Genomic DNA, 23073 nt, shown 5'->3' on the forward strand with positions numbered 1-23073 from the left:
CCCACGCGTGACAACCCGTCGTCATGTCCGGCCGCATGAACCAGGAGCCCGCAATGGCGCTCGAACAAGCCTGCATCGAGCTGATCCCCAAGCCCTGGGGGGCGACCGACCTCCTCCCTTGGAGCGGGACGGGGCATCCCAGCGTTCCGATCGGCGAACTCTGGTTCCAACGCTGCGATAAACACGCGCCGGAGCCCGCCTTATTGCTCAAACTCCTGTTCTCGCAGGAACCCCTGTCGATCCAGGTGCATCCGGACGATGCCGCCGCCCATGGGATGGGGCTGCCGCGCGGCAAGACGGAAGCCTGGTACATCCTGTCCGCGGCCCCTGACGCTATGGTGGGAGTCGGGCTCACGGCGCCCGTCACCCCCGAGCAACTGCGGGTCGCCATTGCCGATGGCGCGATCGCCCGGCTTGTCGCTTGGCACAAGCCGGCTGCAGGCGAGGTCATCGCCGTTCCCGCCGGGACGATCCACGCGATCGGTCCAGGCCTTGTGCTGGCCGAGATCCAGCAGCGCAGCGACACGACATTCCGTTTGTTCGACTATGGCCGCGCTCGTGAACTTCATATCGAGCAGGGCGTCGCGGCAGCTCATCGCGGACCCGCGCAACGCGCCGCGCCGGCCGGGCGCCTGAGCGATGGTCGGACCGTGCTCGTCGTCAATCCGTATTTCGTCTTCGAGCGGATCGACCTGCCTGCCCGATCGATCTGGGACCTCGATGCCCGATGCGAGACCTGGCTGGCCACCATCGCCGGCGACGCCATGATCGGCGCTCTGCAAATCGGCATTGGCCAAGGCTGCTTCATCGAGGGTCAGAGCGTGCGTATCGTGCCGGGCGAAGCCGGCCTGTCCTGTCTCGTCGCCTATGACGCGGCAACACCTAGCCGCGACCTTCTGCATCGTGTCGACGGCGACGGCATGCCCAGGTTCCGCGAGACGGTTTCACCGCCGACCGGGCCGCCTCCGGCATTCGCAGTATTCCCGATTCCGTCCACGGAGGCACGATCATGAGCCCGACCAAACGCATCGCCTTCATTGGCAACTCGCTGCCCCGCCGCTGCGGGATCGCGACCTTCACCACCGATCTACAGCAGGCGATCGCATCCTCCGATATCGACACATCCATCGTGGCCATGAACGACCATGGCGACGGCTACGACTATCCGTTCCCCGTGCACTGCCAGATTTCCGACCAGCGGCTCGAAGACTATGCGCGTGCAGCCGATTTCCTGAACGAAGGCCGCTTCGACGTCGTCTCCCTTCAGCACGAATTCGGCATCTTCGGTGGCGAGGCCGGGAGCCATATCATGGCGCTGCTATCGCGCTTGACCGTGCCCGTCGTCACGACACTCCACACTGTCCTGGCCGAACCGAATGCCGCGCAGCGCGACGTGATGGAACGGATCGTCGATGCCTCGGCCCGCGTAGTCGTCATGGCGGAGAAGGGGCGCGACCTGTTGCGGACCGTCTATCGATTGCCGGCGGACAAGATCGAGGTGATCGCGCACGGTATTCCCGAATTTGCCTTTGTCGAGCCCGATGAAGCCAAGGAAAGGTTGGGCTTCGGCGGCCACTCCGTCATCCTGACGTTCGGCCTGCTGTCGCCCAACAAGGGCATCGAGGTGATGATCGACGCGATGCCCTCGATCCTGAGGCGCCGCCCCGATGCAATGTATGTGGTTCTGGGCGCGACGCATCCCCATCTCGTCCGCGAGCATGGCGAGGCCTATCGCGAAAGCCTGACGGCGCGCGTGTGCGAGCTCGGGGTCGAGGATCACGTCGTCTTCCTCGACCGGTTCGTCGATCAGGCGACGCTGCTCGGCTTCATCTCTATGTGCGACGTCTATGTCACGCCTTATCTCAACGAGGCGCAGATGACGTCGGGCACGCTGTCTTACAGTTTCGGGCTGGGCAAGGCCGTGGTTTCGACGCCCTATTGGCACGCCAAGGAATTGCTGGGCGACGGGCGCGGCGTCCTCGTGCCCTTCGGCGATGTCGTCGCGATCGGTAACGAGATCGCAGGCTTGCTGACAGATGCGCCCCGGCGCCAGGCCATGAGGCTGCGCGCCTATGCGAGCAGCCGTTCGATGACCTGGGAGCGAACCGCGAAACGCTATCTCGCCGCTTTCGAGACGGCCCGCCGAGGCCGTGTGCTGAGCGCTGTTACGGGTTCCAGCCGGCCGAAAGCCCTGCCGGCAACGGCACCGCCGCCGGAGACGCAGACCGGCCACCTCCTGTCCATGTGCGACGATACCGGGCTGTTCCAGCACGCGGTTCATTCCGTGCCGGACCGCTCGCACGGCTATTGCGTCGATGACAATGCCCGCGCTCTGCTCCTCGCCAGTGCCCTGAACGGCACTGGCGAGGAGCGCCTGGCGGACGCGCTAACGACACGCTTTGCCTCCTTCATCCAACACGCCTGGAATCCCGATCGACGGCGCTTCCGCAACTTCATGAGCTTCGATCGACGTTGGCTCGAGGAAGCCGGGTCGGAGGACAGCCATGGGCGTACGCTGTGGGCGCTCGGTGTCTGCGCGCGCGACGATGCGAGCGTTTCGCGGCGACAATGGGCTACCGCTCTGTTCGCCGAGGCCTTGCCCGCCATCGAGCGTTTCAGTTCCCCGCGTGCCTGGGCTTTTGCCTTGCTGGGTCTTGATGCTCATTGCACCACGACGGCCGCCATCTCGCTCCGTACGCGTCTCGCCGACCGCTTGCTCGGCCTGATCGCGACGGTCGAGACGCCGGACTGGATCTGGTTCGAGGATGGGCTCTCCTACGACAACGCGCGCCTGCCCCAAGCCCTGATCGCGACGGGACTGACGATGAAGATGCCGGCCTATGTCGAGGCTGGCCTGCGCTCGCTGCGTTGGCTAACGCATCTCCAGACAACGCGGGCAGGCCTGTTCAGGCCTGTCGGCTCGGAGAGTTTCGGCGACAAGCGTAGCCCACCGAAGGCCTTTGATCAGCAGCCACTGGAAGCAACGGCAGCTGTTTCAGCCTGCCTCGCAGCTTGGCGCGCCGACGGCGATCCGCAATGGCGCAACGAAGCCGCGCGCGCTTTCGCCTGGTTCCTGGGCGACAATGACCTCTCCACGCCCCTCGTTGACCTGGACACCGGCGCCTGCCGTGACGGCCTCCATCGCGATCGGCCAAATGAGAACCGCGGCGGTGAATCCGTGGTCTCGTACCTGCTCAGCCTCGCCGAGATTCGTCAGCTTGCCCGCGTCAGCGGGGATCGCCCGAAACTGGCGCCGCTTCGGGCCTTGCACGCCTGAGCTTTCGACGACCTTGCTCAAAACAGATCGGCGGACGTCTTGTCCCAGCCCAGTTTCCTGAACAGGCAGACCCTGTACCTGCATCCCGACCCCTCCCGGGTCGTCGTGCGTCGGTTCGGCCCTGCGGGCGAGCCACGGGATTTCAATCCTGCCGAGAAGGCCAAGGCGAACCATATCGTCAACCGGGTTCTGTCGCTCGCTCCGGAGGCGGCGGCGAACCTGCTTGCCGAGGTGCTGGAGAATTTCAGCGGCCGGCATCGCAACCTGCTGGAGCGGTTCGAGGCGCGTGCCGATGAGATGGAGGATGCGTTCGCTGCTCACGGCGCCTTCACCAAGGTCCAACGCCAGCTGGTCGGGGCCTATTTCCTGCACGAGTATTCGTTCGAGGCGGCGGCACTCTTCAACCCGAGCATCATCGCGCATCCCGACCAGTCCGATGCTCCAGCTGGCGGGCTTCGCTTCATCCTCAGCGTTCGTGCGGTTGGAGAGGGGCACATCTCGTCCCTGACGTTCCGCTCCGGGTCGATCGCGGCCGGTGGCGAGGTTAGCGTCGACCCCACCTCGCGCCTCGCAACGATCGCCACCCTGCACAACCGAATGGCGCGGCTCGATGGCGAGGATGTCGAGGTCGTCTTCGCGGCTGATAGCGACATCAGCGAGCGGGTGATCTTTCCCGTGACCGCATCCCAGTCGAACGGCATCGAGGACGCACGCTTCGTTGCGTTCGAGGAGGATGAAGGCACGTTCTATCGCGCCACCTACACAGCCTATGACGGCAGGTCGATCCGCTCGGAGCTGATCGAGACCCGCGACTTCCTGTCGTTCCGGCTGTCGCCGCTGCGAGGCTCCGCCGCCGTGAACAAGGGCATGGCGCTGTTTCCGCGCAAGCTCGGCGGCCGCTATGCGATGATCTCCCGGCAGGACAATGAGAACCTTCATCTGATCTATTCGGATGACCTCCTGACCTGGAACGGTGGGGTCGCGATCCTGAAGCCGCAATACCCGTGGGAGTTCGTGCAGATCGGCACCTGCGGCTCACCGATTGAGCTCGACGAAGGCTGGCTGCTCCTGATCCACGGCGTCGGGGCGGTGCGGAAATATACGATCGGTGCGGTCCTGCTCGACAAGGCGGACCCTTCGAAAGTGCTGGGGCGCCTGCGTCAGCCTTTCGTCCAGCCCGAGCCTTCGGAACGGGAAGGCTACGTGCCGAACGTCGTCTATACCTGTGGTGCGCTGCGGCACGGCGACATGATCGTCCTGCCCTATGCGGTCTCGGACACTTTCTGCCATTTCGCCACGGTGAAGGTCGCAGCACTACTGGAGGCGATGCAGCCGGACGGCGCGTTCACAAATGCGCCCGGCAAAGACAAGCGGCTTCCCGCCGGACAACCCACTCTCGAAAGCGAAAAGCCATGACCGAACGTCCCATCAAGGTCGGCGACACCGTGCGCCTGTCGTTCGGCTTCGCCGATCGCTCTGGAGAGGGCGACTATGAGATCATTCGCCTGATGCCGGCGCGGGAGAGCGGTGAGCGTCATTATCGGGTTCGGGGCATCGATGGCCGCGAACGGGCGATCGGTCACGACCAGATCATCGTTTCAAAAGCAAAGGCTAAATCGCCGGTATCCGGCTCTCAAGGATGATCCGGAGCTACGACCGGGCGGAGCGGCGGCTGTAGCCGCCCAACAGGAGGAAGTAAAATGACCGAGCACTCGAAATCCCGGACCCACGCGGAGGCTGCGTTCCTGAAGACGCAGACCCAATCGCTGTCGCGGAATCGCCTTCTGTCGGAGACTGAAAGCTCCAACCAGGAGCGCGACGCGAAGACAGCCCGGCTGAAGGAACAGCGGCTGCGCAAGGAGGCTGATCAGCACTCAGATAGCGCGACAATCCCGCCGAAGAATCTACCGTGAAGCTGCTGGGCCTTCTACGCGGCATCACGATCGTTGATCGTCAGTCCTGCTAAGCGGCTAGGCCTCGCTCGCGACGATTCAGATTCATGGTTCTTCCCCCTCAGCCCAGGATCTCAGCGACGATTTCACGCAATTCAGCGCGCGAGAGACCGCCCGAAACAGGTTTGCAGATCGGTGCAGGACGCGGAGACAAAGGTGTCGGCGCTGCATTGCCGATACGGTGTTCTTTTTTGTTTTTGTCGATGATCTTATTCATATGAACCCTATGGCGCGCGGCTCGGCCACGCGACGCGTCAAACGGCCGGCATTATGCCGGCAGCGGATGCCGCAAAGCGGCGAGCGATGTCGAAAGAGAAAAGAAGTCGGGCAAACTGCGATTTCGCGATGCCAGCTAAGCGACTCCGTCGATCATTTATTATTGGTCGATCATTGTGGCCGTTTGAGGTCCCGGCGAGGCCAAATTAACTGGAAGCGCGCCGCGCGTTTCTTTCAAGCGACTTGATTGAACTCGGGCAACGGGCGCCCCACGACTGCCATGTAGCGATCCGTCCAGTTGGTAACGGCAAGCTCGATCGCTATCCCGCCTTCGCATTGAAGAAGGATCTTGTAGGAGAACTCGCTCGGATCGGCAGTTTCCGTGTCGCAGATCAGATATCCGACCCAATGATGCTCCTGATGCGTGCCAAACTGATATTTGGCGTGCAGCCTCCGGCCACTGCGTAAAGTGACCGACCCGGTTCCGTTGAGCATGGCTTGTGTCTCCGCTTGGCGACGTGACAGGCGCCGCGACGGTCATTTCCAGAAGCGTTATGGAGACAACTGTAGCCGAATTGAGCGCCCTTTCGCCGGACATCGCAAGTCACGTTTCGGGTACGAGGAAAAGCCGCAGATGCTGATCTCGGTAAAGGCGACGGTACAGCAGCCGAACCCGAATGGCGGCCGGAGCCGGTATCACGACGTCACGCCCGATTCGCGTAGGGAGGCACATCGACAAGCGTCCCGATGAGGCGGAGCAAGGCCTGTTGCTCGGGACGGTCCGACTTTCCGGAGACGAGGAAGGCTCCCAACTCGACATGCGACAGCTGGCTCCCTCCTGGACCGTTCGGTTGATGGATCACGAATGCTGCACCGCTCGTCGGCTCCCGCCCCAGAAACCAGCAGTCGCCGGTGGGGCTGCGATATAGCTCTCGCCGTTCGCTCATGATGTCGCGCTCCTGCGATTGACGATGACTGGACAAACGCTAAGTCGCCACGTGAGACAGGCCGAGCCAACCCGCTGTCCTCGCCATTCCTTTAGGTGCGGCCGAAAGCTCCGGCCCTTGCTAGCGGAAGGCGTCAGCCGAGAGCCGATGATAGCCCCCGCGCTTCTTCAGATAGGCGGAGCGAGCGGCCTGCAATATGGCTGAGCGATTGAGGTCGAATGCGACGAGGAACGAGCCCTCGCTTCCGTCGATGACAGCGGGACTTAAGGTCCGCAGAACATCGAGCTCGATCTGGAACATGACTTCCAGCGATGCTTCAGAACCCCAGAAGCTCACGCAGCCGCGGCCGGGTTCGTAACGCCGGATCGAGTTGGGAAAGTCGAGGCTCATGACCTGCACCCTGCGCCAAGACACACCAGCTCGGCCTGATACGCATCGACATGGCGCCGCTTCCGCTTCTTTTGCAGGCAGATGCCGACGGGAAACGCGATCAGCGAACCGACAACAACCAACGAAAAATGGGGGATCAGAGGCAAGTCATAAAACCTGCCCGCTCCCCACATGCCGACGCTGAAGAGCGCCATGCCGATCATTCCATAGATCAGGGCCGAAGCCTCCGGTGCAGGAGCATAGCCAGCGGCTGCAACCCGAGCCTTTTCCCGGTGCGGTTGCATGGGAGACATCATTTCAGCACGAGTGCAAAGGCCAGTGCGAACGCGGCGATGAGGCCACCATGCGCGAACCAAACCAGATAGCGGTCTGCGGCCCAAACGCGATAAATGAACCAGTGCCCGGAAATATTTGTCATGGCTGGGCTCCGTTTTGCCCAGATCGGGGCGCTTCGCGCAAATACTATGAAGTATAATCCCGATGCGTTTCAAGATTGAATTAAAATGGTGTGCGTAGGGTTCTCTTGCAAGCCTAGGAGCGATTATTTCCACTCTTGCGATTATGGCCGCATCCCGCTCCTAGCTGTCCTGAGCCAACGACGCTGGAACCGATGCTGTTACACCCCATCGGAACGACTGATTTTGCGGTCCGCTGAGGACTCATTGCGTTGCAGAGTTGCGTTTTTGCGCTCCCGGTTGTCCGGGCCGGACTGGTGTCGCTTCCGTAGAAGCACCCCGCAGCCGTGACAGGTCGCCGATGAAGAAGGGCCTCAACACCGGCCAACGCCGCCGCGTTTAGTCTCAAAGCGCCCTAATCTGCTCTTCGAATTCCTCAGGAATCGTGCCGTGGCGTGCCAGCACAGAAAGCTCGCTCACCTCACCGGTCTCGTCGTCCGCAACGACGTGGATGACAGCCAAACCCTCGGCCGTTTTGCTCAGGCGCTCACCTTCATTGAGCGCGTGATGCCGGCTCTTGGCTGGAACGCATTGGCTGGGCACCAAGCGCTTTCGATGTGTCTTGAACGGCTGGAGGAAGAACGTGTCGGCGTTGGCCATGGCTTGGTTCTCCCGATGTGCCCTGTTCTCATACGCGAGACCCGAGCCATGTCACCCTACCGGCCATGAAGAGTGAGGTCGAGCAATCTTCCTTCGGTTAGGAGCTATTGGGGACGCGCCTCCATTTTGTCGCCTGCAACGTTCTGGCCGGCGGTGCGGCAGCCTGCCAAATATCGGAGTGACGACATCTCGTTGTGATCGTTTGCCAGCTCCCGGAGGTCCTGAAAATCCTCGCGCTCGTACGACGGCAATGCGACCGTGTATGCCTAGACTGTCGATTTCTCTGGTTTGGCCGATGTCCGCGTGCGACGCGGGAACTGAGAATGCTAGCCGCCCGAACGGAGTAGTCGGCTCGCACCCCATTCATACGTCGCTGACCGGAAATCGATAACTCAGCTGGAGGGCTGGTCGTGGGGCGAAGCGACCGCACGGCTACCGATAGCGGTGAGCCATTCCAATGGAGTTCAGGTATATCCGAGCTTCGTCGGTTAGCGTGACCGTGGTGCTCGTTCGCTTGGCCATGCGATCCGCCGTCTCGCATACGTCGGCCATGGTGGGGCTAAGCCCATAAACGGCTCCGGCTGCGTCTCGAACGGCCGAGTCTGAACCGACTCGGCTGATGGTAAACTTGTGTGCCATATGGTCTCCGCCGAGCCGAGATTAACGGTGGCGGCAGCCAATGGTTCCTTGGCCGTCAGTCTTTTCAAAAATGTTCTTACGCGGCGAGCGGCGAGATGCGCCCGGTCACAGCGAGGTAGCGGTCGCTAAATGTACGACGACCAACTGGATATCCGTGCCATTGTCGCAAACCCAGCCTGAGCCCAGCGACGAACGCGTACCGGCGTCAGTTCGTTTCGTGAAATTTGCAGTTTGGGATCGCCTGCCGCTCTGACATTCTAGGTAGGTCCGCTTCCCGGCAATCGCGCAATGTCAGCTGTTGGTGCTCTGCGGCTGAGCTATGGGGAGTGGCTCCCGGCCTAGTTGCCCACGGCGGCATCATCCTCGAACACCGGAAGGTTCAGGGTCCAGCGAGGAATAGTCCGGATGTCATTCAGCCTGGCGAAAACGTTGGCGAAGCTGCCATCCGGCACGGTCTGCCGCAATGCGGCATCGAGTTCCTCGCCAAAGCCGCGAAATCCTTCCGCGACCACCTCGCTGAGGTGGATCTGGTTCCAGGCCGAGCCAAGCGAGGGATCCTGGAACAAGACGGCGGCCGCCTCCATCGATCTGAACGTCTCCAGCTTGTTCAAGGCGACGAGCTTCGCCGCTGCAGGTCCGATGTAGCGACGCATGATCTCCCGGTAATCCGCCAGTCGGGATGGGTGCACATCGAGGTACTCAATCGAGGGTTTGTGGCCAGGGCGATGCGACGAGCCCGACCAGTTCGTGGGAAGAACGAAAGACGCGGGCGTCGTGAGCAGGATTTCGGCGCGCAAAAGCACTACGCTTGGGACCGGAGGCGACCGGACGAGCCGATCGATCACATCGCCTGAGATGATTTCCCGGAAATAGGTGAACTCGGCATGGCTCCAGACGGCGGCATCGGATTGCCCTCTGAAAATCGAGTCGTGGCGGTAGAGACCTCGGCCGAGGCAAGTGCCGCCAAGCTGGCGCCGCTCGCTCGCTTCCCGTTCGAGCGCGCGCTTCGCGTGCTCCGACGACGCATCTAGGATCCGAGCCAGCACAACCAGGCGATCGCCGGGCTCAATCGCGATAATCCGCGGATCCTTGTCCCCCGTCATAGATTACATGCTCCCGTCTATCGTCATGATCTTTATTTTTCGCGTGAGGATGCTTGCTTCTTAAATAAATCGATCATGATCTGGATGAATTCCTTGCAAAGCTTTGATTGCTGATGATGAATCGGCTGTACGGCAACAATATCAAAGCAAAAATTCGATTTGAACGGCCGCGTCACAACGTTTCGGCCGCTCAAATAAGTCGCAGTGAAGGGATCGACGATTGAGACACCAAGTCCCGATTCAACCAAGCCGATTGCGCTCGCTGCAAGAGATGTCTCAAGGAGCATTTGACGCCGAACGTTCAGGTCGTCGAAAAGCTGATCGATCTTTAGGCGTTGAGGGTTGTTTCGGCCGAGCGAGATGAAGGGAAGCCCTTCCAGATCACGTGGTTCAATAAAATCCCTGCTCGCAATCGGGTATGTTGAAGGCATGACGCATACCGTCTCGACCGATGGCATCTGCGTCAGTCGAACGCCGGGAAACTCTGCTACAGCCTGCGCAAACCCGATATCGAAGTGACGCCCTGCTACCAGGTCGAGAGTTTGAGGCGTGTTGAGACTTTCTAGCGAAATGTCGACGGCGGGGTGAGCGGTATGAAGAATGCTGATCGCATGCGTGATGCAGCTCAGCGAGAGCGCGCCGATCGACGCAATCCTCAAGGCTCCGACATTTGCATGCCTCAGCTCGTTGGCTGTTTTGGCGACCCTGTCCAACCCAACGTAAAATCTATCCACATCGGCGAACAGGATGGTGGCCTCGTGGTTCGGCACCAGCCGATTACCTTCCCTGCGGAACAGCCTTAGATCCAGCTCAGCCTCCAGGTCTCGGATCAGGCGGCTGACTGCGGGCTGCGTGACTTTCAGTCTTTCGGCGGCGGCGGTCATGCTGCCGGTCAGCATCACCGTGCGGAATGCCTCGATCTGGCGCGGGTTGAGCTGCATTCAGACTTCCGGGTTCTGCTCACCCGGTTATCGCAACACCAGGCGATTGAGCATCACATTTCCTTATAGAGCCAGTAGGGCGCATGCAGTTGAATTTTGCAAGGCGGTGCTGCTGAATCTGAGGGTTCGCCGGCTCGCGAGCAGAGATTGGCATGGACGCTTTCGTCCAGAGGCCATCAGCGCCGCGCGTTGCCGGGTACCATTACAGAGGCATTAGCCCATGGGGACATATATAATTCGACGGTTACTGACGTTGCCGCTCATGCTTCTGGGCGTGTCGGTCGCCGTGTTCATTATTCTCCACCTGATCCCTGGCGACCCTGCCCGGATGGCGGCTGGACCAGATGCGACAGAGCAAGACGTTGCTCAGATCAGGGCCAATTACGGGCTCGATCAGCCATTGCCGGTGCAATACGGGATCTACCTGAAGAAAATCGCCCAAGGAGATCTCGGTGATTCTTTCCAGACACTTGCACCGGTAACGGAAGGTATTGCCAGAACATTCCCGGCGACGCTCGAACTGACCGTCGCGGGGATGCTGGTCGCGCTCGTCCTGGGCGTTCCGCTCGGCATCTATTCGGCGTTGAATCCGCGCGGCGCCGCCGACCGTTTCGTGACCAGCCTCGCGGTGCTCGGCATCTCGATACCGGGGTTCTTCCTCGGCCTGGTCTTGATGCTGGTTTTCGCCTCCATGCTGGGATGGGTACCGCCGACGGGGCGAGGAACCTGGCGCCACCTTGTGCTGCCGGCCCTGACCCTCGGACTGCCCTATGTCGCGGCTTTCGCGCGGCTAACGCGCTCCAACATGCTCGACATCCTGTCCGAGGATTTCATTCGCACTGCGCGGGCCAAGGGCCTGTCCTGGACGAAGGTGACCTATCGCCACGCGATGCGTAACGCGTCGATCCCGATCGTCACGATGCTGGGGCTGGATTTCGGCCGCCTGCTCGGAGGCGCCGCGATCGTTGAAACCGTCTTCGCTTGGCCAGGCATGGGCCGTTACATGGTCGAAGCCATCATGATCAGGGACATATACGTCATTCAAGGAACGATCCTTGTCTTTGCTCTCTCCGTCGTCGCCATCAACCTTTTCGTAGATGTGATCTATGGCATCATCGATCCTCGCATCACCTATTCGTAGGCGCGCCAAGACAATGGGTTTCTTGGGATATCTTGTTCGCAAGAAAAACTACGTCACGCTCCTCGCCACCTTCGTTATGGCCATTTTCCTGATGGCCGCGCTTCTCGCTCCTTTCCTGTTCGACTGGGAGACGGCCACGCGGGTGACGCTCGATACTTCGCTTCTATCGCCCTCTTTGGCTCATCCGTTGGGCACGGACGAATTGGGCAGGGATCTGCTGGCGCGGGTCGTCTGGGGTGCCCGCATCACGCTGATCGTCGCGCTCGTCAGCGTGGCCATCGCAATGATACTCGGCGTCCTGATCGGCAGCCTGTGCGGCTATTACGAGAATTGGTTCACCGATGCGGTGATGCGTTTCATGGACTTCATGATCGCATTCCCTCGGACATTGCTCGCCATAATCGTAGTGACCGTCCTCGGATCCGGCGTGCTCAGCCTGACGCTCGCGATCGGGATCTCGACGATCCCCGCCAATGTGCGCCTGTTTCGCGGACCGATCCTCGCGCTGAAACGACGCCAGTTCACGGTCGCCGCGAAAGCGCTCGGCGCCCGAGATTCCAGCATCCTGTTCTCGCATATCCTGCCGAACACGACATCCCTGATCATCATCCAGGGCACGCTGTCGCTCGCCGAGGCGATCCTCATCGGGTCCGGACTGAGCTTCCTCGGGCTCGGACCCCAGCCGCCGATCCCCGAATGGGGCGCGATGATCGCGGCGTCGCGCGCGCACATCACCAGCCACCCCCATGTGATCCTGGCACCCGGCATCACGCTGTTCGCAGTCATCCTCGCCTTCAACCTCGTGGGCGATGCCTTGCGGGACTATGCCGATCCGCGCTCGCGCAAAGCGATCTAGCCGACAAAAACTCAAAAAAGAGAGGGAAACCATGCAGCCGTCATTCCTGAAAATCACGCGTCGCGAAGGTCTCGGTCTCGGCCTCGCGCTGCTGAGCAGCATCATGTACCTGTCCGCACCGACGTCCGCGCGGGCCGAATTCAATCTGCGTATCGTGCAGGGAACGGATGTCGACACGCTCGATCCCGCGGTGTCACGCAGCACGCCATCGCAGATCGTCTTCAACAACATCTTCAATACGCTCGTACGCTGGAAGGACACGAAGCTCGACGAAATCGTCCCGGACCTGGCCGAGAGCTGGACCAAGTCGGAGGACGGGCTGCGCTGGACGTTCAAGCTGCGTCGCGGCGTCAAGTTTCACGATGGCACGCCGTTCGATGCCGAGGCGGTGAAGTTCAGCCTGGAGCGTATTCTCGATCCGGCGTTGGGTTCTCCGAACCGCTCCTTGTTCACCAGCATCAGCGAGGTGAACGCAAAGAATCCCGAGACGGTCGAGATCGTCACCAAAGAGCCATCGCCGATGCTGCTCGAGGTCCTCGCGGAAGAATATGCCGGGATCAACAGCCCGACAGCCGTGAAGAAGAGCGGCCGAGCCTATGCCCGCAATCCCGTCGGCACGGGCCCCTACATGCTGTCCGAATGGGTGCCCGCGCAGCAATTGGTGATCAAGCGTAATCCCGATTATGCTGGCACGCCCGGAAAGCCTGACAAGATGACGTTCCGGCCGGTGCCCGAGGCGGAAGCGCGCGTGATCGAGCTGACCACTGGCAATGCCGATATCGCTCTCAACATTCCGCCCGAGGCGACCGAAAAAGTCAGGAGGAACGCTGCGACCGCGATCGTGACCGAACCGAGCTCGTTCCAGATATTCTTCGAGCTCAACACTACCAAGCCGCCATTCGCTGACCCTCGCGTGCGCCTCGCGATCAACCACGCAATCGATCGCAAGGCCATCATCGAGAAAATCCTGAACGGCTACGGGCGCGTGCCGGACGGCATCTTCCCACGCGGCGTGCAGGGTCGCGCGCCCGGCCAGCCGCCTTACGCCTACGATCCGGACAAAGCCAGCAAGATGATCGCGGAGGTGTTTCCCGGCGGATATAACGAGCCGATCGTCATCTGGACCCCGGCCGGCCGCTACGCCAAGGACAAGGCCGTCGCCGAGACGGTCCAGGGCTATCTGAACGCCATCGGACTGAAGACCGAATTCAAGGTCTGGGAATGGGCGACCTATCAGAAGACGCTTTATCGTCCCGAGACCGGCAAGGGCACCGGCAGGGGCAGCAACGACGCCAATATGTGGCTGCTCGGCACCGGCGTGACCAATGCGGACTGGCGGCTGCGGCGCAAATTCTCCAGCACCGACGATTCGAATCTCACCGGGTACAAGCAGCCTAGGATCGATGAGCTGCTGGCCAAGGCCTCCGTCGATATGAACTACACCAGCCGGATGCAGGCCTATGCCGATGTCCAGAAGATCGTCTGGAACGAAGCGCCGAACTCGCTGGTCCTGTTCGATCAGGTTCAGTTGATCGGCATCGCCAAGGGGCTGAAGGGCCTCGAAGTCTATGGCGACGAGATCATCAAGCTCGACCAGGTCACAAAATAGGGGCGGCTGCCGCCTTCCGGCCGCTGACGAACGAATGTCCGTTGAACCTAGCCGATGGGAAACGCCATTGCGGCGGCGGGATCAACCGCCGTCCAGACGACCTTGCCAAGGCGCGAAGCCGGATGGCCTCGCCGCGCACGACAAACCTCGTGACGAACTGGATATTACCATGAACAAGCCGGTCACCGAGCATCAATTCCTGCTCTCTGAAGCCCGCCTGAGCAGCCCGCCGGCAGAGGCTCTGATCAAATACCACGACATTCCCGGGCTTGCCCGCGAGATGCGTCATGCGCGTGAATTCAATCAGGTTGATCTCGCCCATACCGTCATGCTCGCGGAGCAGGGAATCCTGCCGCGTGACGTCGCGAGCGCCATTCTCAATGGGCTCTTGGAAATGCGCGGCATGGATCCGGCAACCATCCCCATGGATCCGCTGAATGGAAGCTTTCTGTTGCAGGTCGAAGCCTTCCTGTTCTCGCGGATGGGCGAGGATATCGGCGGGCAGATGCATACCGGCCGCAGCCGCATCGACCAGGGCACGACCGTGCGCCGCCTCTATGAACGCAACCGGCTTCTCGATGTGGTCGAGCGGTTGAACCAGTTTCGGGCCGCGCTGATCGACAAGGCCGAGAAGCATGCCCGCACCATCATGCCCGGCTACACACATATGCAGCAGGCCCAGCCCTGGGTCTTCGGTCATTATCTTCTCAGCATTGCGACGAGGCTCTGCGAGGATTTCGAACGGCTGATCCAGGCCTTCGATCGCGTCAACCTGAATCCGCTCGGGGCTGTCGGCCTTGCAGGGACGTCATGGCCGCTCGATCGCAACCGGACGACCGAGCTCCTCGGCTTCGGTGGCGTGCTTGAGAATTCGAAGCTTGGGCGCGAGGCCTTCTACGCGGCCGATGCGATCTCGGCCCTGTCCTTCGTGATGGCGACGATCAACGATCTCGCGACGGATCTCCATGTCTGGTCGAGCACGGAGTTCGGCTTCGTCGAGTCGGATGACGCCTATTGCGGCACCAGCAGCATCTTTCCGCAGAAGAAAAACCCGGCCGGGCTCGAGACCGTCAAGAAGGCGGCCGGAGGATCCGTTACCTGGCTTGCCTCGGCGCTGGCGACCTTTCGCGCGGCGGGAACGGGCGACCAGGCCATGCGGGACCTGCCGCTGATCGACGAGGCGCTGGCCACAACGGAGGGCATGCTAGACCTGTTCACCGGGCTGATCTCGACCCTTATCGTGCATGAGAGGCGCATGCGCGAAGGGCTCGAAGGCAGTTGGTGCACGGCGAGCAATCTGGCCGATGTGATTGTCCGCGAGACCGGCCTGTCTTTCCGGCAGGTTCATCACGTTGTCGCGCGTCTGGTTCGGATCTGCTTGAGCGAGAATATTCGCCCTGCTGCCGTCACGGCTGGACTGCTCAACCGGGCGGCCCGAGAGACGATCGGAGGCGGAATAGCGATGCCGGAAGACGTGCTTCGAAGCGCTCTGGACCCCGAGATTTTCGTGGAGACGCGCGTAACGACCGGCAGTGTAGCGCCCTCCGAAGTCATCCGCATGCTCGCCGTTGCCAAAGACGGGCTCGCGCGTGACGAGGCCTGGCTCGTGCGCAAACGCGGTCACCTCGCGTCGGCCGCTGAGCGGCTGGAGAGCGCCGTCAAGAACGTCCTGTCTGCGTGACACAACGGAAAGATCGACTGGACCCGCCATGTCAGTTTCGAACTCACCGACCTGCCCGAGCGGTCATGAAGGCCTCCTGGAGGTTCGAGACCTTCGGCTCGAATTCCTGACGTCGGAGGGGGCTGTGCCGGCCGTGCGTGGCGTCTCGTTCAGCTTGAACAAGGGAGAAACATTGGCGCTCGTCGGAGAGTCCGGCTCGGGCAAGTCCATGACGGCGCTCTCGATCCTCCGGCTTCTGCCGCATGCGGTCGCGCATCGGTTGAGCGGCAGTATCCGTCTGGAGGGACGCGAACTCCTGCAAGCACGCGAGCGGGAGCTGGAGGCGATCCGCGGCAACAAGGTCGCGATGGTATTCCAGGAGCCGATGACCTCGCTCAATCCCTTGCACACAGTTGAGCGGCAGCTCGGCGAGGTGCTGGCGCTACATAAAGGCATCCGCGGCAACAAGGCGCGCTCCCGCATTATCGAGCTGCTGACTCTCGTCGGGCTCCCAATGCCCGACAAGCGCCTGAGCGCCTATCCACATGAGCTTTCCGGCGGCCAGCGCCAGCGTGTGATGATCGCAATGGCGCTCGCCAACGAGCCAGAGCTCCTGATCGCCGACGAGCCGACGACAGCCCTTGATGTCACCGTCCAGGCCCAGATCTTGAAGCTACTTAAAGAGCTTCAGAGGCGCTTCGGGATGGCGATGCTGCTCATTACTCACGACCTCGGTGTCGTTCGGAAGATGGCCGACCGTATTGCTGTGATGAACAAGGGGGAGATCGTCGAGACGGGTGATGCTGCCGAAATATTCGGCAACCCGCGCCATTCCTACACGAAGCACCTGCTCAACTCGGATCCGAAAGGCGATCCTGTGCCGCCTCCAACATCGGCGCCCATTCTTGTCGAAGCGAACGATATGAAGGTTTGGTTCGGCATCAAGGGCGGCCTCCTGCGTCGTACCAAGGCCCATGTCAAAGCGGTTGACGGGATCGATCTCACGATCCGCCAAGGGCAGTCGCTGGGCGTGGTGGGCGAAAGCGGGTCGGGGAAATCCACGTTAGGAACCGCGATGCTTCAGTTGATCCCAAGCGAAGGATCCGTGCGGTATCAGGGCGTGGCGCTGGACCAAGTCGGCCCCGAGCGCATGCGCAATCTGAGACGTGACATGCAGGTCGTGTTTCAGGACCCCTATGGCTCGCTCAGTCCGCGGAAATCAGTCGCGGAGATCGTCGGCGAAGGGTTGCTTATACACGGTATCGGCTCGTCGCGTGGCGAACGGGACTTGATGATCGCAGCGATTCTGGAGGAAGTCGGCCTGGACCCTGCGGTTCGCACCCGTTACCCGCACGAGTTTTCCGGAGGGCAGCGCCAGCGGATCGCGATCGCGCGCGCCATGATCCTCAATCCGAAATTCGTGGTTCTCGATGAACCAACCTCGGCGCTCGATCTTTCGATACAGGCCCAGATCATCGATCTACTGCGGGATCTGCAAAGGAAGCATGATCTCGCCTACATGTTCATCAGCCACGATCTGAAAGTCGTAAGAGCTCTTTGCGATGAGCTGATCGTGATGAAGTCAGGAAAGGTTGTTGAGCGCGGACGGACTAAGGATATCTTCGACAATCCGAAGCATCCCTATACCCAATCGCTCTTGAAGGCAGCGCTTCAGGTTGTAGCAGATTGAAGGGTTGGGCTACTGCCCGAGTACAGCAGCTCATCTGGATAAGGGTTTACAGCGAGACTGGAATTGATCATCCAATGTCTGCTTTCCGGTGATGTCTTAATGTCTGCACTTGGCGCTCTAGTGATGTCTCCGGAAGAGCTTGCTCACCCGCGCCTCCGTGTGGCTGCTGGCCTGCCGGCGATGCGGCTCCTGCCGAACTACTTGGATCGGAGATATTCGCCTGCCAGATTAAACTCTCGGCGGAGAGGCCGCGACGCATCATTCCGACGGCAGATGCCCGACGGTATACGCTTGGCGAAGCCCCAATCTTCAATCGCGCGCAGTTCTTCCGCCCTGAGCATAATCTGAAGGCGTTCGCCGCGTGCATCATCCCGCATGGCGAGAGACATTTTGCCGTGCATGCGATAGACAGTGCGTCTCAAGCGCCGGTTAGAAGCTCTAACATATGACATGGCGGGCGGCCGGAGGGTGATGCTATAAGCAAGCGTCACCCTAGGTTCCCAACAGCCCCGGTGTGATCTGAAAGCCCTCGGTCTTCACCGCAATGACTGGGGGCTTTCTGCTGAGCGCAACAGCGCCGTCGGGGGTAAGGGTTTTGGAACTATCTTCGAAGGCGCCGGCCCACTGCAGCGACATTCACAGCGGGCCGCATGAGCTAGTGCATTTCCGATGAACCCGCGCTTAACGTAGCGTCGCCATACCACCGCTGCTGCATGCTCTCACCGTTGCCGGTGAGCCGATCGAAGTACGAAACGGGTCGAGCGCGGAGGTCGAACCTTGCCGCTGCGAGCGGACACTGAATCGCGGCCTGACACGAGCAACGCTCATCGCCGACGGGATCTCCGACAGGATCGGTTCACTTCAAGGCGTCACGGGATAAACAATTCTCACCTTGCGCTCTCGGATTACCGGCGTAGCCGTTTCGTCTGCAGCCTCAACAGTTGCTTCAGAGGACTGAGGTTCGGCGCTTGCGGACGCTGAGCCAAAGCGTGTGCCGAGTTCGAACCCCGCGATCGCAGCACGGGGGTTCCTCGGCGCGTTATCCGCTGCTTCAGCGGTACCGCAGCTCGCAATAGCGACGAAGAGGGCTAGTGTTGAACGGCGCATGTCGGGCCTCGCGATATACTGACGTAGCAGGCAAGATGGGTGGCCCCTCGCGGCGCCAAGAAATGCGAAGGATGGCCACCCGGCCATCCTTCCAAATGCCGTCAGTTGACTTCGCGCGTCACCTTGCGCGTCACGCGATCGCCATAAGCATTGGTGTGGGTGACCTTCTTGGTCACGCGCGTCGTGCCGTGGTGGCCAACATCGCGGCGGATTACGACCTTACGGACCCCCTGGCGATGGCCGTGACGCCAGCCGCGATGCAGGCCGTTGTCGACATGGCGGCGTTCCTTGACGACGACGGTGTCAGCCGAAGCGGGCGCAGCAACCATCGGGAAGGCCAGGAAAGCCAGGGGAGCCAGCAGCAGATACTCTTTCATCGGTGCACTCCAGGTTTGCATCGTGGAGTTCACAAAACCGCTGCCGTTTGGAATGGTTCCAAACAGAACCAAAATAGCTCGTCGGTCTGATCAACCCGCTGGAGACGTCGTTGCTGGAGGGATGTTTCTGATCTTGAAGGAGGGCGATGCGTTGGAGCACCAATTGAACGCCACTGACATTTGAGATGGTTCAGCGGCCTCCAAAACTGGAGCCGGCTATCATTGCGTCCTGCGGAGCCAAAGGCGGTGACCGCGTCGGCGGCAGCGAGTTTTAACATCGTGTATCGCCCCAAAGCGCAACGCGCTTGCCGCCAGCGCTCGAATGGATGGGAGAATGAAAACCCGCGTTAGCGCCGCTCAACGACCCATCCGGACCCCCGCGAATGCAACGCCCGAAATTCGATTGGAGTTCCGCAGATTGGCGGGGCGCATTCGCCAACGCAGCACGAGGAATCTCAGTCCTCGCAAGGGAAAAGTAGCTTCCCGGTCGGCATGACCTTGAAGACCGAGTGGCTCTTGAACGCGACCGGGGTTCCGTCGTCGAGCGTGTAGAACGTCCGGCTCGATCTTGAGGAGCCACACCATACGACGATCGTGAAGACGTTTCCATCTTCATCGCACCAGCGCTCTCTGAAGAGTTCTCGCGTTCGATTGATCGAGCCCGCGCCCTCCGACTGGAACCTACTCTTCCGAATGACCTGTGAGATGGGCATCGGGAAGGTCCCTTCAGCATTTCGAAGGATGGCCTCCACCTTCAGCAGAAGGTGAGGCCATAGTTCCGTTACTCGATCACCTGGATGATCTTGCGGGTCTTCGGCTCAACGATCACGGTCCGGTCGTTGACTACGGTGTAGCGATAACCCTTCGCACCGAACTCGGCCGGCACTTCGCGATAGGTCACGCCGCTCTCCGGCAAGACGACGCCGACACGGACGTCCTCTCGATACCGGTAGGACGGCACTTCATGTGCTTGGACATAGGTCTTGAAGCGCGGCGTAGCATCTCCGGCGATGCCACCCACGACCGCGCCGCCAACACCGCCAACGACAGCTCCGACAGGCCCGCCCACGATCGCGCCGCCGACGGCGCCGGTCGCGGCGCCAGCGGCCGCGCCACCGCGCGCACCTTCGGGGTTCTGAGCGAGAGCCGCCATCGGAAGCATCGCGATAGACGCAGCAAGAATGATCTTCTTCATCGGTCGATCTCCTGAATTACCCCAGATGTAGGCCGCAACTTTGAACCCTCTAAACGGTTCCGTATTCCTTCCGTTATTTGATGAATTTCTGCGTGCGAACGGCAATCCTGAACAAATATTCAGACGCGATCTGAATATTTGTTCAGGATTGTTCTCACGAAATAGGTAGCACTATATTTAAATGGGCATGGCGAAAGCGGCTCGGGTACCAAGAACCCGATGGAATGAGTCCCGGCAAGTGACGTTTGTATTATGCTTGTAGCGTACCAACGATCGTCTGAAGGGTCCGGGTAGGCGCGGCGAGAGGGGCACTTAGTCCTCAGAACCGCGGACTATGGATGGCGGCACTCATAGCCCACAAAGCACATGTCGCGGTCCTGGCTTCGAATAAAAGCTGGAACAGCTTTTTCAGCAGGCCGGCAAAAACTCCTGTCTCTGACGTACCTCGCTTCAAGCTCTTCTCGGCCGAGCAGAAGAGCTTAGCCATTTCGAGCCACTTCGCGACGGCTGTCTTCACAGTTCCGAAGTTGTGCGGCCAGTGTGTGGCTGGGGAGCGGAATCGCTGCGGCAGCCGAGGCAAGAACCACCATATAGCGCAACCTGGAGCGCCGGTTTTTCCGGAGTTGGCAGGAATTCAATAATGTTCTCCTGGCGCTAAAAAAACGTCACATTCTCCGGCAGGACGATTCTGGCGGTGCTGGTGCGCTCCGCCGGCCAAAGCCGACGGAGCGCATTTCGTTAGCCGCTATTCGATGACGTCCACGATGCGCCTCGATTGAGGATCGACTATCAGCACATCGTCGCCGATCAATGTGTACTGCATCCCACGCAGTTGCGGCTCACGCTGCTCTGCTTCGGACGGCAATGGCCGGATTACGACTTCGCTCGGCAGAACCGCGCCCTTGAGACCGTCGAGGCTCTGCATCTCGCCGGGCTTGGCATCCTGCAAGATGAGCTTGGCCAGTTCGTGCCGGTCGAAAAGTGACGCGTTTGCCTGGGTTGCAGCAGGAGCCGGTCCCGCGGCTGTAGTGGTTCCGCTGTGGCTACTGCTTCGATCGACGACTTCGACGATGCGACGGGAGCGTGGCTCGACGACAGCAATCTCGTCGGTCTCGGTCATTACGTACTGATAGCCACGCCATTGCGGATGGGTTTCGATCACCTCAACGGGCAGTGCATATAGCTGTGCTTCGCGCGGGATGATGACACCCGTCTGGAATACGACCGTGTCAGGTCTGCGCCAGCGCCTGATGTCACGCCTCTGCTCGAACACAGCATAAAGGTTCGCGCCACCGCCACTTCGTCCGTCGCGTTCGATGACCTCGACAATGCGCCGGCTCGACGGGTCGACAATGACAATCTCGCTGTCCGATACCGTATATCGGAAGTCGCGATATTGCGGGCGCATCGATGCAATCTCCCGCGGTAGGGGCCGAAGATCCACGCGCGTCGGCAGTTGTGCGCCGACCGACACGGAAACACCGAAGTCCTTGACTGGCCGGATTTCCTTTCGGTCGATACTCTGCCTGACAGTCTCCGCGATCCGGCTTGTATCGCGCTTCTCACCAGCGTTCGGCTGAGCGGTTTGGGGCCCAGCAGCAGGCTTCTCTGGTGTCGACGCCGTTCCAGGCTGATTCGTCTGCGGCTCGGGCTGCGCTGAACGGGCGTTGCTCGGACTGGTCCTGTTCTCTGGCTGCGACGACCTCGCTGAGCCCGTTGACTTATCCGCGTCGCTATTCGGCTGTGCTCGCTCGCCTGAGCGCTTCGTGTCACGCTGCGAAGGCTGTTCACGCTGTGCAGGCCGATCCCGCTCCGTGTCCTCTTCGCCCTGACCGCTTCGAGACCGTTCGATAGAGGATGGCGACTCCTTCTGGGCTTGTTCGCGTTTCGGAGTCTGAGGACGCTCTGCGTCCTGACCGCGTGAGGGGCCGGACTGTACGTCCCGCCGCTCTCGCGCCGGCATCTCGGACCGACCCGGAGGACCACGCTCCGCTTCCGGACCTCGCGTCGGCATTTGCCGCTCCATCGATCGTTCGGCCCTCCCTCGCGGGGCCTGGTCTTGCTCGATCACGATCGGTTGGGCCCAGGCGACCCCAGGTAGTGCCAAGGCGGCTAAGGCAACGCCTGCAAATTTTTTCATGGGACATCCTCCCTGATGAGAGTGATGCCGAACTGGATGTCGCCGACGTGTCGGAAGGGGATTACTTCGCGCGTCGGCGCAAAATATCGCCAGCTCGGCGTTGAGAGGCGCCGATTCTCACGGAACACTGCGCTGGATGCGTCGCCGGAGAGATCCGGCGGTGAGACGAGCCAGGCGCATTGCCTGACTCGTCAACAACTATCACTCGATGATCTGAACGATCTTCCGGCTGGAAGGCTCGACCAGAACGACGTGATTGTCGGTATAGACGTAACTGTACTTGCTGACGCTCGTGCCCCAATCAGCAGGAGCGGCGCGCAGCTCGACGTCCGCCGGAAGCGTGGCGCCGATCGTGACCTTCTCCTTGATCATGACCGGCTTCGTTTTCTCCTTGACCACGTATTCCTTGATCTTCGTCCGCTCGGGCTGGCTGATCGTGACGGTGGTGCTCTGAGCAAAAACAGCCGAGCTGGCAACCAGCGCCGAGGCAACGACCATTCCAAGAATCTTACGGTTCATGTTGGTTCCTCCGGTTGCGCACACGATGGTGCGATGGGCCTCCAACTCGGCGTCAAGCGAAGCAGTTCCAAATTCTTCTAATTAAAGGATGCGCTATGGCCGTGTGGCTATAGCGTTGTGAAGACTCTCGAATTTTTGCGGAACTGTTCGCTCTTTAGATCCTTTGTAAGTTCCGAGGCATGGCACTGCCTTCGCGTCGTAAAAACGGGCCGACTTCGGTCGAAACTCGTACATCTGTCTGGCCTACCTTCCAAGAAAG

Annotated in this window: 22 protein-coding genes; 10 read left to right on the forward strand and 12 right to left on the reverse strand. The window is 60.8% G+C overall.

Going from position 1 to position 23073, the window contains the following annotated elements; genetic code table 11:
• Positions 1 to 53 precede the first annotated feature (53 nt).
• The 5 genes from ASE61_RS09220 to ASE61_RS09240 are packed head-to-tail and all read left to right on the forward strand — an operon-like array spanning position 54 to position 5190.
• The gene (locus ASE61_RS09220; protein WP_200959618.1) at positions 54 to 1013 is read left to right on the forward strand and encodes a class I mannose-6-phosphate isomerase; all 960 of its coding nucleotides are present in this window, start codon (positions 54 to 56) and stop codon (positions 1011 to 1013) included.
• Positions 1010 to 3277, forward strand: coding sequence for a glycosyltransferase family 4 protein (locus ASE61_RS09225; RefSeq protein WP_061966610.1), 2268 nt, complete (start codon positions 1010 to 1012; stop codon positions 3275 to 3277). The genes ASE61_RS09220 and ASE61_RS09225 overlap by 4 nt, the downstream gene beginning before the upstream one ends.
• A gap of 39 nt (positions 3278 to 3316) precedes the next feature.
• A complete protein-coding gene (locus tag ASE61_RS09230; protein ID WP_082617325.1) occupies positions 3317 to 4693 on the forward strand; it encodes a glycoside hydrolase family 130 protein in 1377 nt (458 codons plus the stop codon).
• Positions 4690 to 4920 carry a hypothetical protein gene (locus ASE61_RS09235; RefSeq protein WP_061966611.1) on the forward strand — a complete coding sequence of 77 codons (231 nt, stop codon included), beginning with the start codon at positions 4690 to 4692 and terminating at the stop codon, positions 4918 to 4920. Before ASE61_RS09230 ends, ASE61_RS09235 begins: the two co-directional genes overlap by 4 nt.
• A gap of 57 nt (positions 4921 to 4977) precedes the next feature.
• Positions 4978 to 5190 carry a hypothetical protein gene (locus tag ASE61_RS09240; protein ID WP_061966612.1) on the forward strand — a complete coding sequence of 71 codons (213 nt, stop codon included), beginning with the start codon at positions 4978 to 4980 and terminating at the stop codon, positions 5188 to 5190.
• Between the two features lie 100 nt (positions 5191 to 5290).
• Here the strand turns inward: ASE61_RS09240 and ASE61_RS26370 are convergent, their stop codons facing one another.
• The 8 genes from ASE61_RS26370 to ASE61_RS09275 all read right to left on the reverse strand — a co-directional run bounded on the left by ASE61_RS26370 (position 5291) and on the right by ASE61_RS09275 (position 10520).
• Entirely contained in the window at positions 5291 to 5446 is a 156-nt protein-coding gene (locus ASE61_RS26370; RefSeq protein WP_156407031.1) for a hypothetical protein, read from the reverse strand.
• 233 nt (positions 5447 to 5679) lie between these two features.
• Positions 5680 to 5940: a hypothetical protein gene (locus tag ASE61_RS09245; RefSeq protein ID WP_055730730.1), complete on the reverse strand. Its 261-nt coding sequence runs from the start codon at positions 5938 to 5940 to the stop codon at positions 5680 to 5682.
• Between the two features lie 572 nt (positions 5941 to 6512).
• Positions 6513 to 6782, reverse strand: coding sequence for a DUF1488 family protein (locus tag ASE61_RS09250; protein WP_061966613.1), 270 nt, complete (start codon positions 6780 to 6782; stop codon positions 6513 to 6515).
• Positions 6779 to 7066 carry a hypothetical protein gene (locus ASE61_RS09255; RefSeq protein WP_156407032.1) on the reverse strand — a complete coding sequence of 96 codons (288 nt, stop codon included), beginning with the start codon at positions 7064 to 7066 and terminating at the stop codon, positions 6779 to 6781. Before ASE61_RS09255 ends, ASE61_RS09250 begins: the two co-directional genes overlap by 4 nt.
• An 8-nt stretch (positions 7067 to 7074) precedes the next feature.
• Positions 7075 to 7200 carry a hypothetical protein gene (locus tag ASE61_RS27390; RefSeq protein ID WP_274532857.1) on the reverse strand — a complete coding sequence of 42 codons (126 nt, stop codon included), beginning with the start codon at positions 7198 to 7200 and terminating at the stop codon, positions 7075 to 7077.
• A 382-nt stretch (positions 7201 to 7582) separates the two neighbouring features.
• Positions 7583 to 7837: a hypothetical protein gene (locus ASE61_RS09260; protein WP_061966615.1), complete on the reverse strand. Its 255-nt coding sequence runs from the start codon at positions 7835 to 7837 to the stop codon at positions 7583 to 7585.
• Positions 7838 to 8814: 977 nt separating this feature from the next.
• The gene (locus ASE61_RS09270) at positions 8815 to 9579 is read right to left on the reverse strand and encodes a hypothetical protein (protein ID WP_061966617.1); all 765 of its coding nucleotides are present in this window, start codon (positions 9577 to 9579) and stop codon (positions 8815 to 8817) included.
• 32 nt (positions 9580 to 9611) lie between these two features.
• The gene (locus ASE61_RS09275) at positions 9612 to 10520 is read right to left on the reverse strand and encodes a LysR substrate-binding domain-containing protein (RefSeq protein ID WP_061966618.1); all 909 of its coding nucleotides are present in this window, start codon (positions 10518 to 10520) and stop codon (positions 9612 to 9614) included.
• Between the two features lie 220 nt (positions 10521 to 10740).
• On the opposite strand from ASE61_RS09275, the gene ASE61_RS09280 reads away from it, so the two are divergent.
• The 5 genes from ASE61_RS09280 to ASE61_RS09300 are packed head-to-tail and all read left to right on the forward strand — an operon-like array spanning position 10741 to position 17476.
• A complete protein-coding gene (locus tag ASE61_RS09280; RefSeq protein ID WP_061966619.1) occupies positions 10741 to 11661 on the forward strand; it encodes an ABC transporter permease in 921 nt (306 codons plus the stop codon).
• On the forward strand, positions 11627 to 12517 hold the full coding sequence (locus ASE61_RS09285) for an ABC transporter permease (protein WP_061966620.1): 891 nt from the start codon (positions 11627 to 11629) through the stop codon (positions 12515 to 12517). Before ASE61_RS09280 ends, ASE61_RS09285 begins: the two co-directional genes overlap by 35 nt.
• Positions 12486 to 14126 (forward strand): ABC transporter substrate-binding protein, encoded by a 1641-nt coding sequence (locus ASE61_RS09290; RefSeq protein ID WP_210171885.1) that lies wholly within the window; start codon positions 12486 to 12488, stop codon positions 14124 to 14126. Before ASE61_RS09285 ends, ASE61_RS09290 begins: the two co-directional genes overlap by 32 nt.
• A gap of 34 nt (positions 14127 to 14160) precedes the next feature.
• Positions 14161 to 15807 carry an argininosuccinate lyase gene (gene argH / locus ASE61_RS09295; RefSeq protein WP_244492773.1) on the forward strand — a complete coding sequence of 549 codons (1647 nt, stop codon included), beginning with the start codon at positions 14161 to 14163 and terminating at the stop codon, positions 15805 to 15807.
• Positions 15808 to 15835: 28 nt separating this feature from the next.
• Positions 15836 to 17476, forward strand: coding sequence for an ABC transporter ATP-binding protein (locus ASE61_RS09300; protein ID WP_061966622.1), 1641 nt, complete (start codon positions 15836 to 15838; stop codon positions 17474 to 17476).
• 1208 nt (positions 17477 to 18684) lie between these two features.
• Here ASE61_RS09300 and ASE61_RS09305 read toward each other — a convergent pair.
• From ASE61_RS09305 to ASE61_RS09330, 4 genes are all read right to left on the reverse strand, one after another.
• Positions 18685 to 18960 (reverse strand): hypothetical protein, encoded by a 276-nt coding sequence (locus tag ASE61_RS09305; RefSeq protein ID WP_061966623.1) that lies wholly within the window; start codon positions 18958 to 18960, stop codon positions 18685 to 18687.
• Positions 18961 to 19741: 781 nt separating this feature from the next.
• Positions 19742 to 20155, reverse strand: coding sequence for a DUF1236 domain-containing protein (locus ASE61_RS09315; RefSeq protein WP_061966625.1), 414 nt, complete (start codon positions 20153 to 20155; stop codon positions 19742 to 19744).
• A gap of 745 nt (positions 20156 to 20900) precedes the next feature.
• Positions 20901 to 22295: a DUF1236 domain-containing protein gene (locus ASE61_RS25900; protein ID WP_082617327.1), complete on the reverse strand. Its 1395-nt coding sequence runs from the start codon at positions 22293 to 22295 to the stop codon at positions 20901 to 20903.
• Positions 22296 to 22496: 201 nt separating this feature from the next.
• Positions 22497 to 22814: a DUF1236 domain-containing protein gene (locus ASE61_RS09330; RefSeq protein ID WP_082617328.1), complete on the reverse strand. Its 318-nt coding sequence runs from the start codon at positions 22812 to 22814 to the stop codon at positions 22497 to 22499.
• Positions 22815 to 23073: the final 259 nt, after the last annotated feature.

The sequence above is a fragment of the Allobosea sp. Root670 genome (assembly GCF_001429415.1).
Taxonomy (GTDB): Bacteria; Pseudomonadota; Alphaproteobacteria; order Rhizobiales; family Beijerinckiaceae; genus Allobosea; species Allobosea robiniae.

Coding starts and splice junctions, on each gene's coding strand:
- ASE61_RS09220 (WP_200959618.1), top strand. CDS start 54: ATGGCGCTCGAACAAGCCTGCATCGAGCTGATCCCCAAGCCCTGGGGG.
- ASE61_RS09225 (WP_061966610.1), top strand. CDS start 1,010: ATGAGCCCGACCAAACGCATCGCCTTCATTGGCAACTCGCTGCCCCGC.
- ASE61_RS09235 (WP_061966611.1), top strand. CDS start 4,690: ATGACCGAACGTCCCATCAAGGTCGGCGACACCGTGCGCCTGTCGTTC.
- ASE61_RS09240 (WP_061966612.1), top strand. CDS start 4,978: ATGACCGAGCACTCGAAATCCCGGACCCACGCGGAGGCTGCGTTCCTG.
- ASE61_RS26370 (WP_156407031.1), bottom strand. CDS start 5,446: ATGAATAAGATCATCGACAAAAACAAAAAAGAACACCGTATCGGCAAT.
- ASE61_RS09245 (WP_055730730.1), bottom strand. CDS start 5,940: ATGCTCAACGGAACCGGGTCGGTCACTTTACGCAGTGGCCGGAGGCTG.
- ASE61_RS09250 (WP_061966613.1), bottom strand. CDS start 6,782: ATGAGCCTCGACTTTCCCAACTCGATCCGGCGTTACGAACCCGGCCGC.
- ASE61_RS09255 (WP_156407032.1), bottom strand. CDS start 7,066: ATGCAACCGCACCGGGAAAAGGCTCGGGTTGCAGCCGCTGGCTATGCT.
- ASE61_RS27390 (WP_274532857.1), bottom strand. CDS start 7,200: ATGACAAATATTTCCGGGCACTGGTTCATTTATCGCGTTTGGGCCGCA.
- ASE61_RS09260 (WP_061966615.1), bottom strand. CDS start 7,837: ATGGCCAACGCCGACACGTTCTTCCTCCAGCCGTTCAAGACACATCGA.
- ASE61_RS09270 (WP_061966617.1), bottom strand. CDS start 9,579: ATGACGGGGGACAAGGATCCGCGGATTATCGCGATTGAGCCCGGCGAT.
- ASE61_RS09275 (WP_061966618.1), bottom strand. CDS start 10,520: ATGCAGCTCAACCCGCGCCAGATCGAGGCATTCCGCACGGTGATGCTG.
- ASE61_RS09280 (WP_061966619.1), top strand. CDS start 10,741: ATGGGGACATATATAATTCGACGGTTACTGACGTTGCCGCTCATGCTT.
- ASE61_RS09285 (WP_061966620.1), top strand. CDS start 11,627: ATGGCATCATCGATCCTCGCATCACCTATTCGTAGGCGCGCCAAGACA.
- ASE61_RS09290 (WP_210171885.1), top strand. CDS start 12,486: ATGCCGATCCGCGCTCGCGCAAAGCGATCTAGCCGACAAAAACTCAAA.
- argH (WP_244492773.1), top strand. CDS start 14,161: ATGTCCGTTGAACCTAGCCGATGGGAAACGCCATTGCGGCGGCGGGAT.
- ASE61_RS09300 (WP_061966622.1), top strand. CDS start 15,836: ATGTCAGTTTCGAACTCACCGACCTGCCCGAGCGGTCATGAAGGCCTC.
- ASE61_RS09305 (WP_061966623.1), bottom strand. CDS start 18,960: ATGAAAGAGTATCTGCTGCTGGCTCCCCTGGCTTTCCTGGCCTTCCCG.
- ASE61_RS09315 (WP_061966625.1), bottom strand. CDS start 20,155: ATGAAGAAGATCATTCTTGCTGCGTCTATCGCGATGCTTCCGATGGCG.
- ASE61_RS25900 (WP_082617327.1), bottom strand. CDS start 22,295: ATGAAAAAATTTGCAGGCGTTGCCTTAGCCGCCTTGGCACTACCTGGG.
- ASE61_RS09330 (WP_082617328.1), bottom strand. CDS start 22,814: ATGAACCGTAAGATTCTTGGAATGGTCGTTGCCTCGGCGCTGGTTGCC.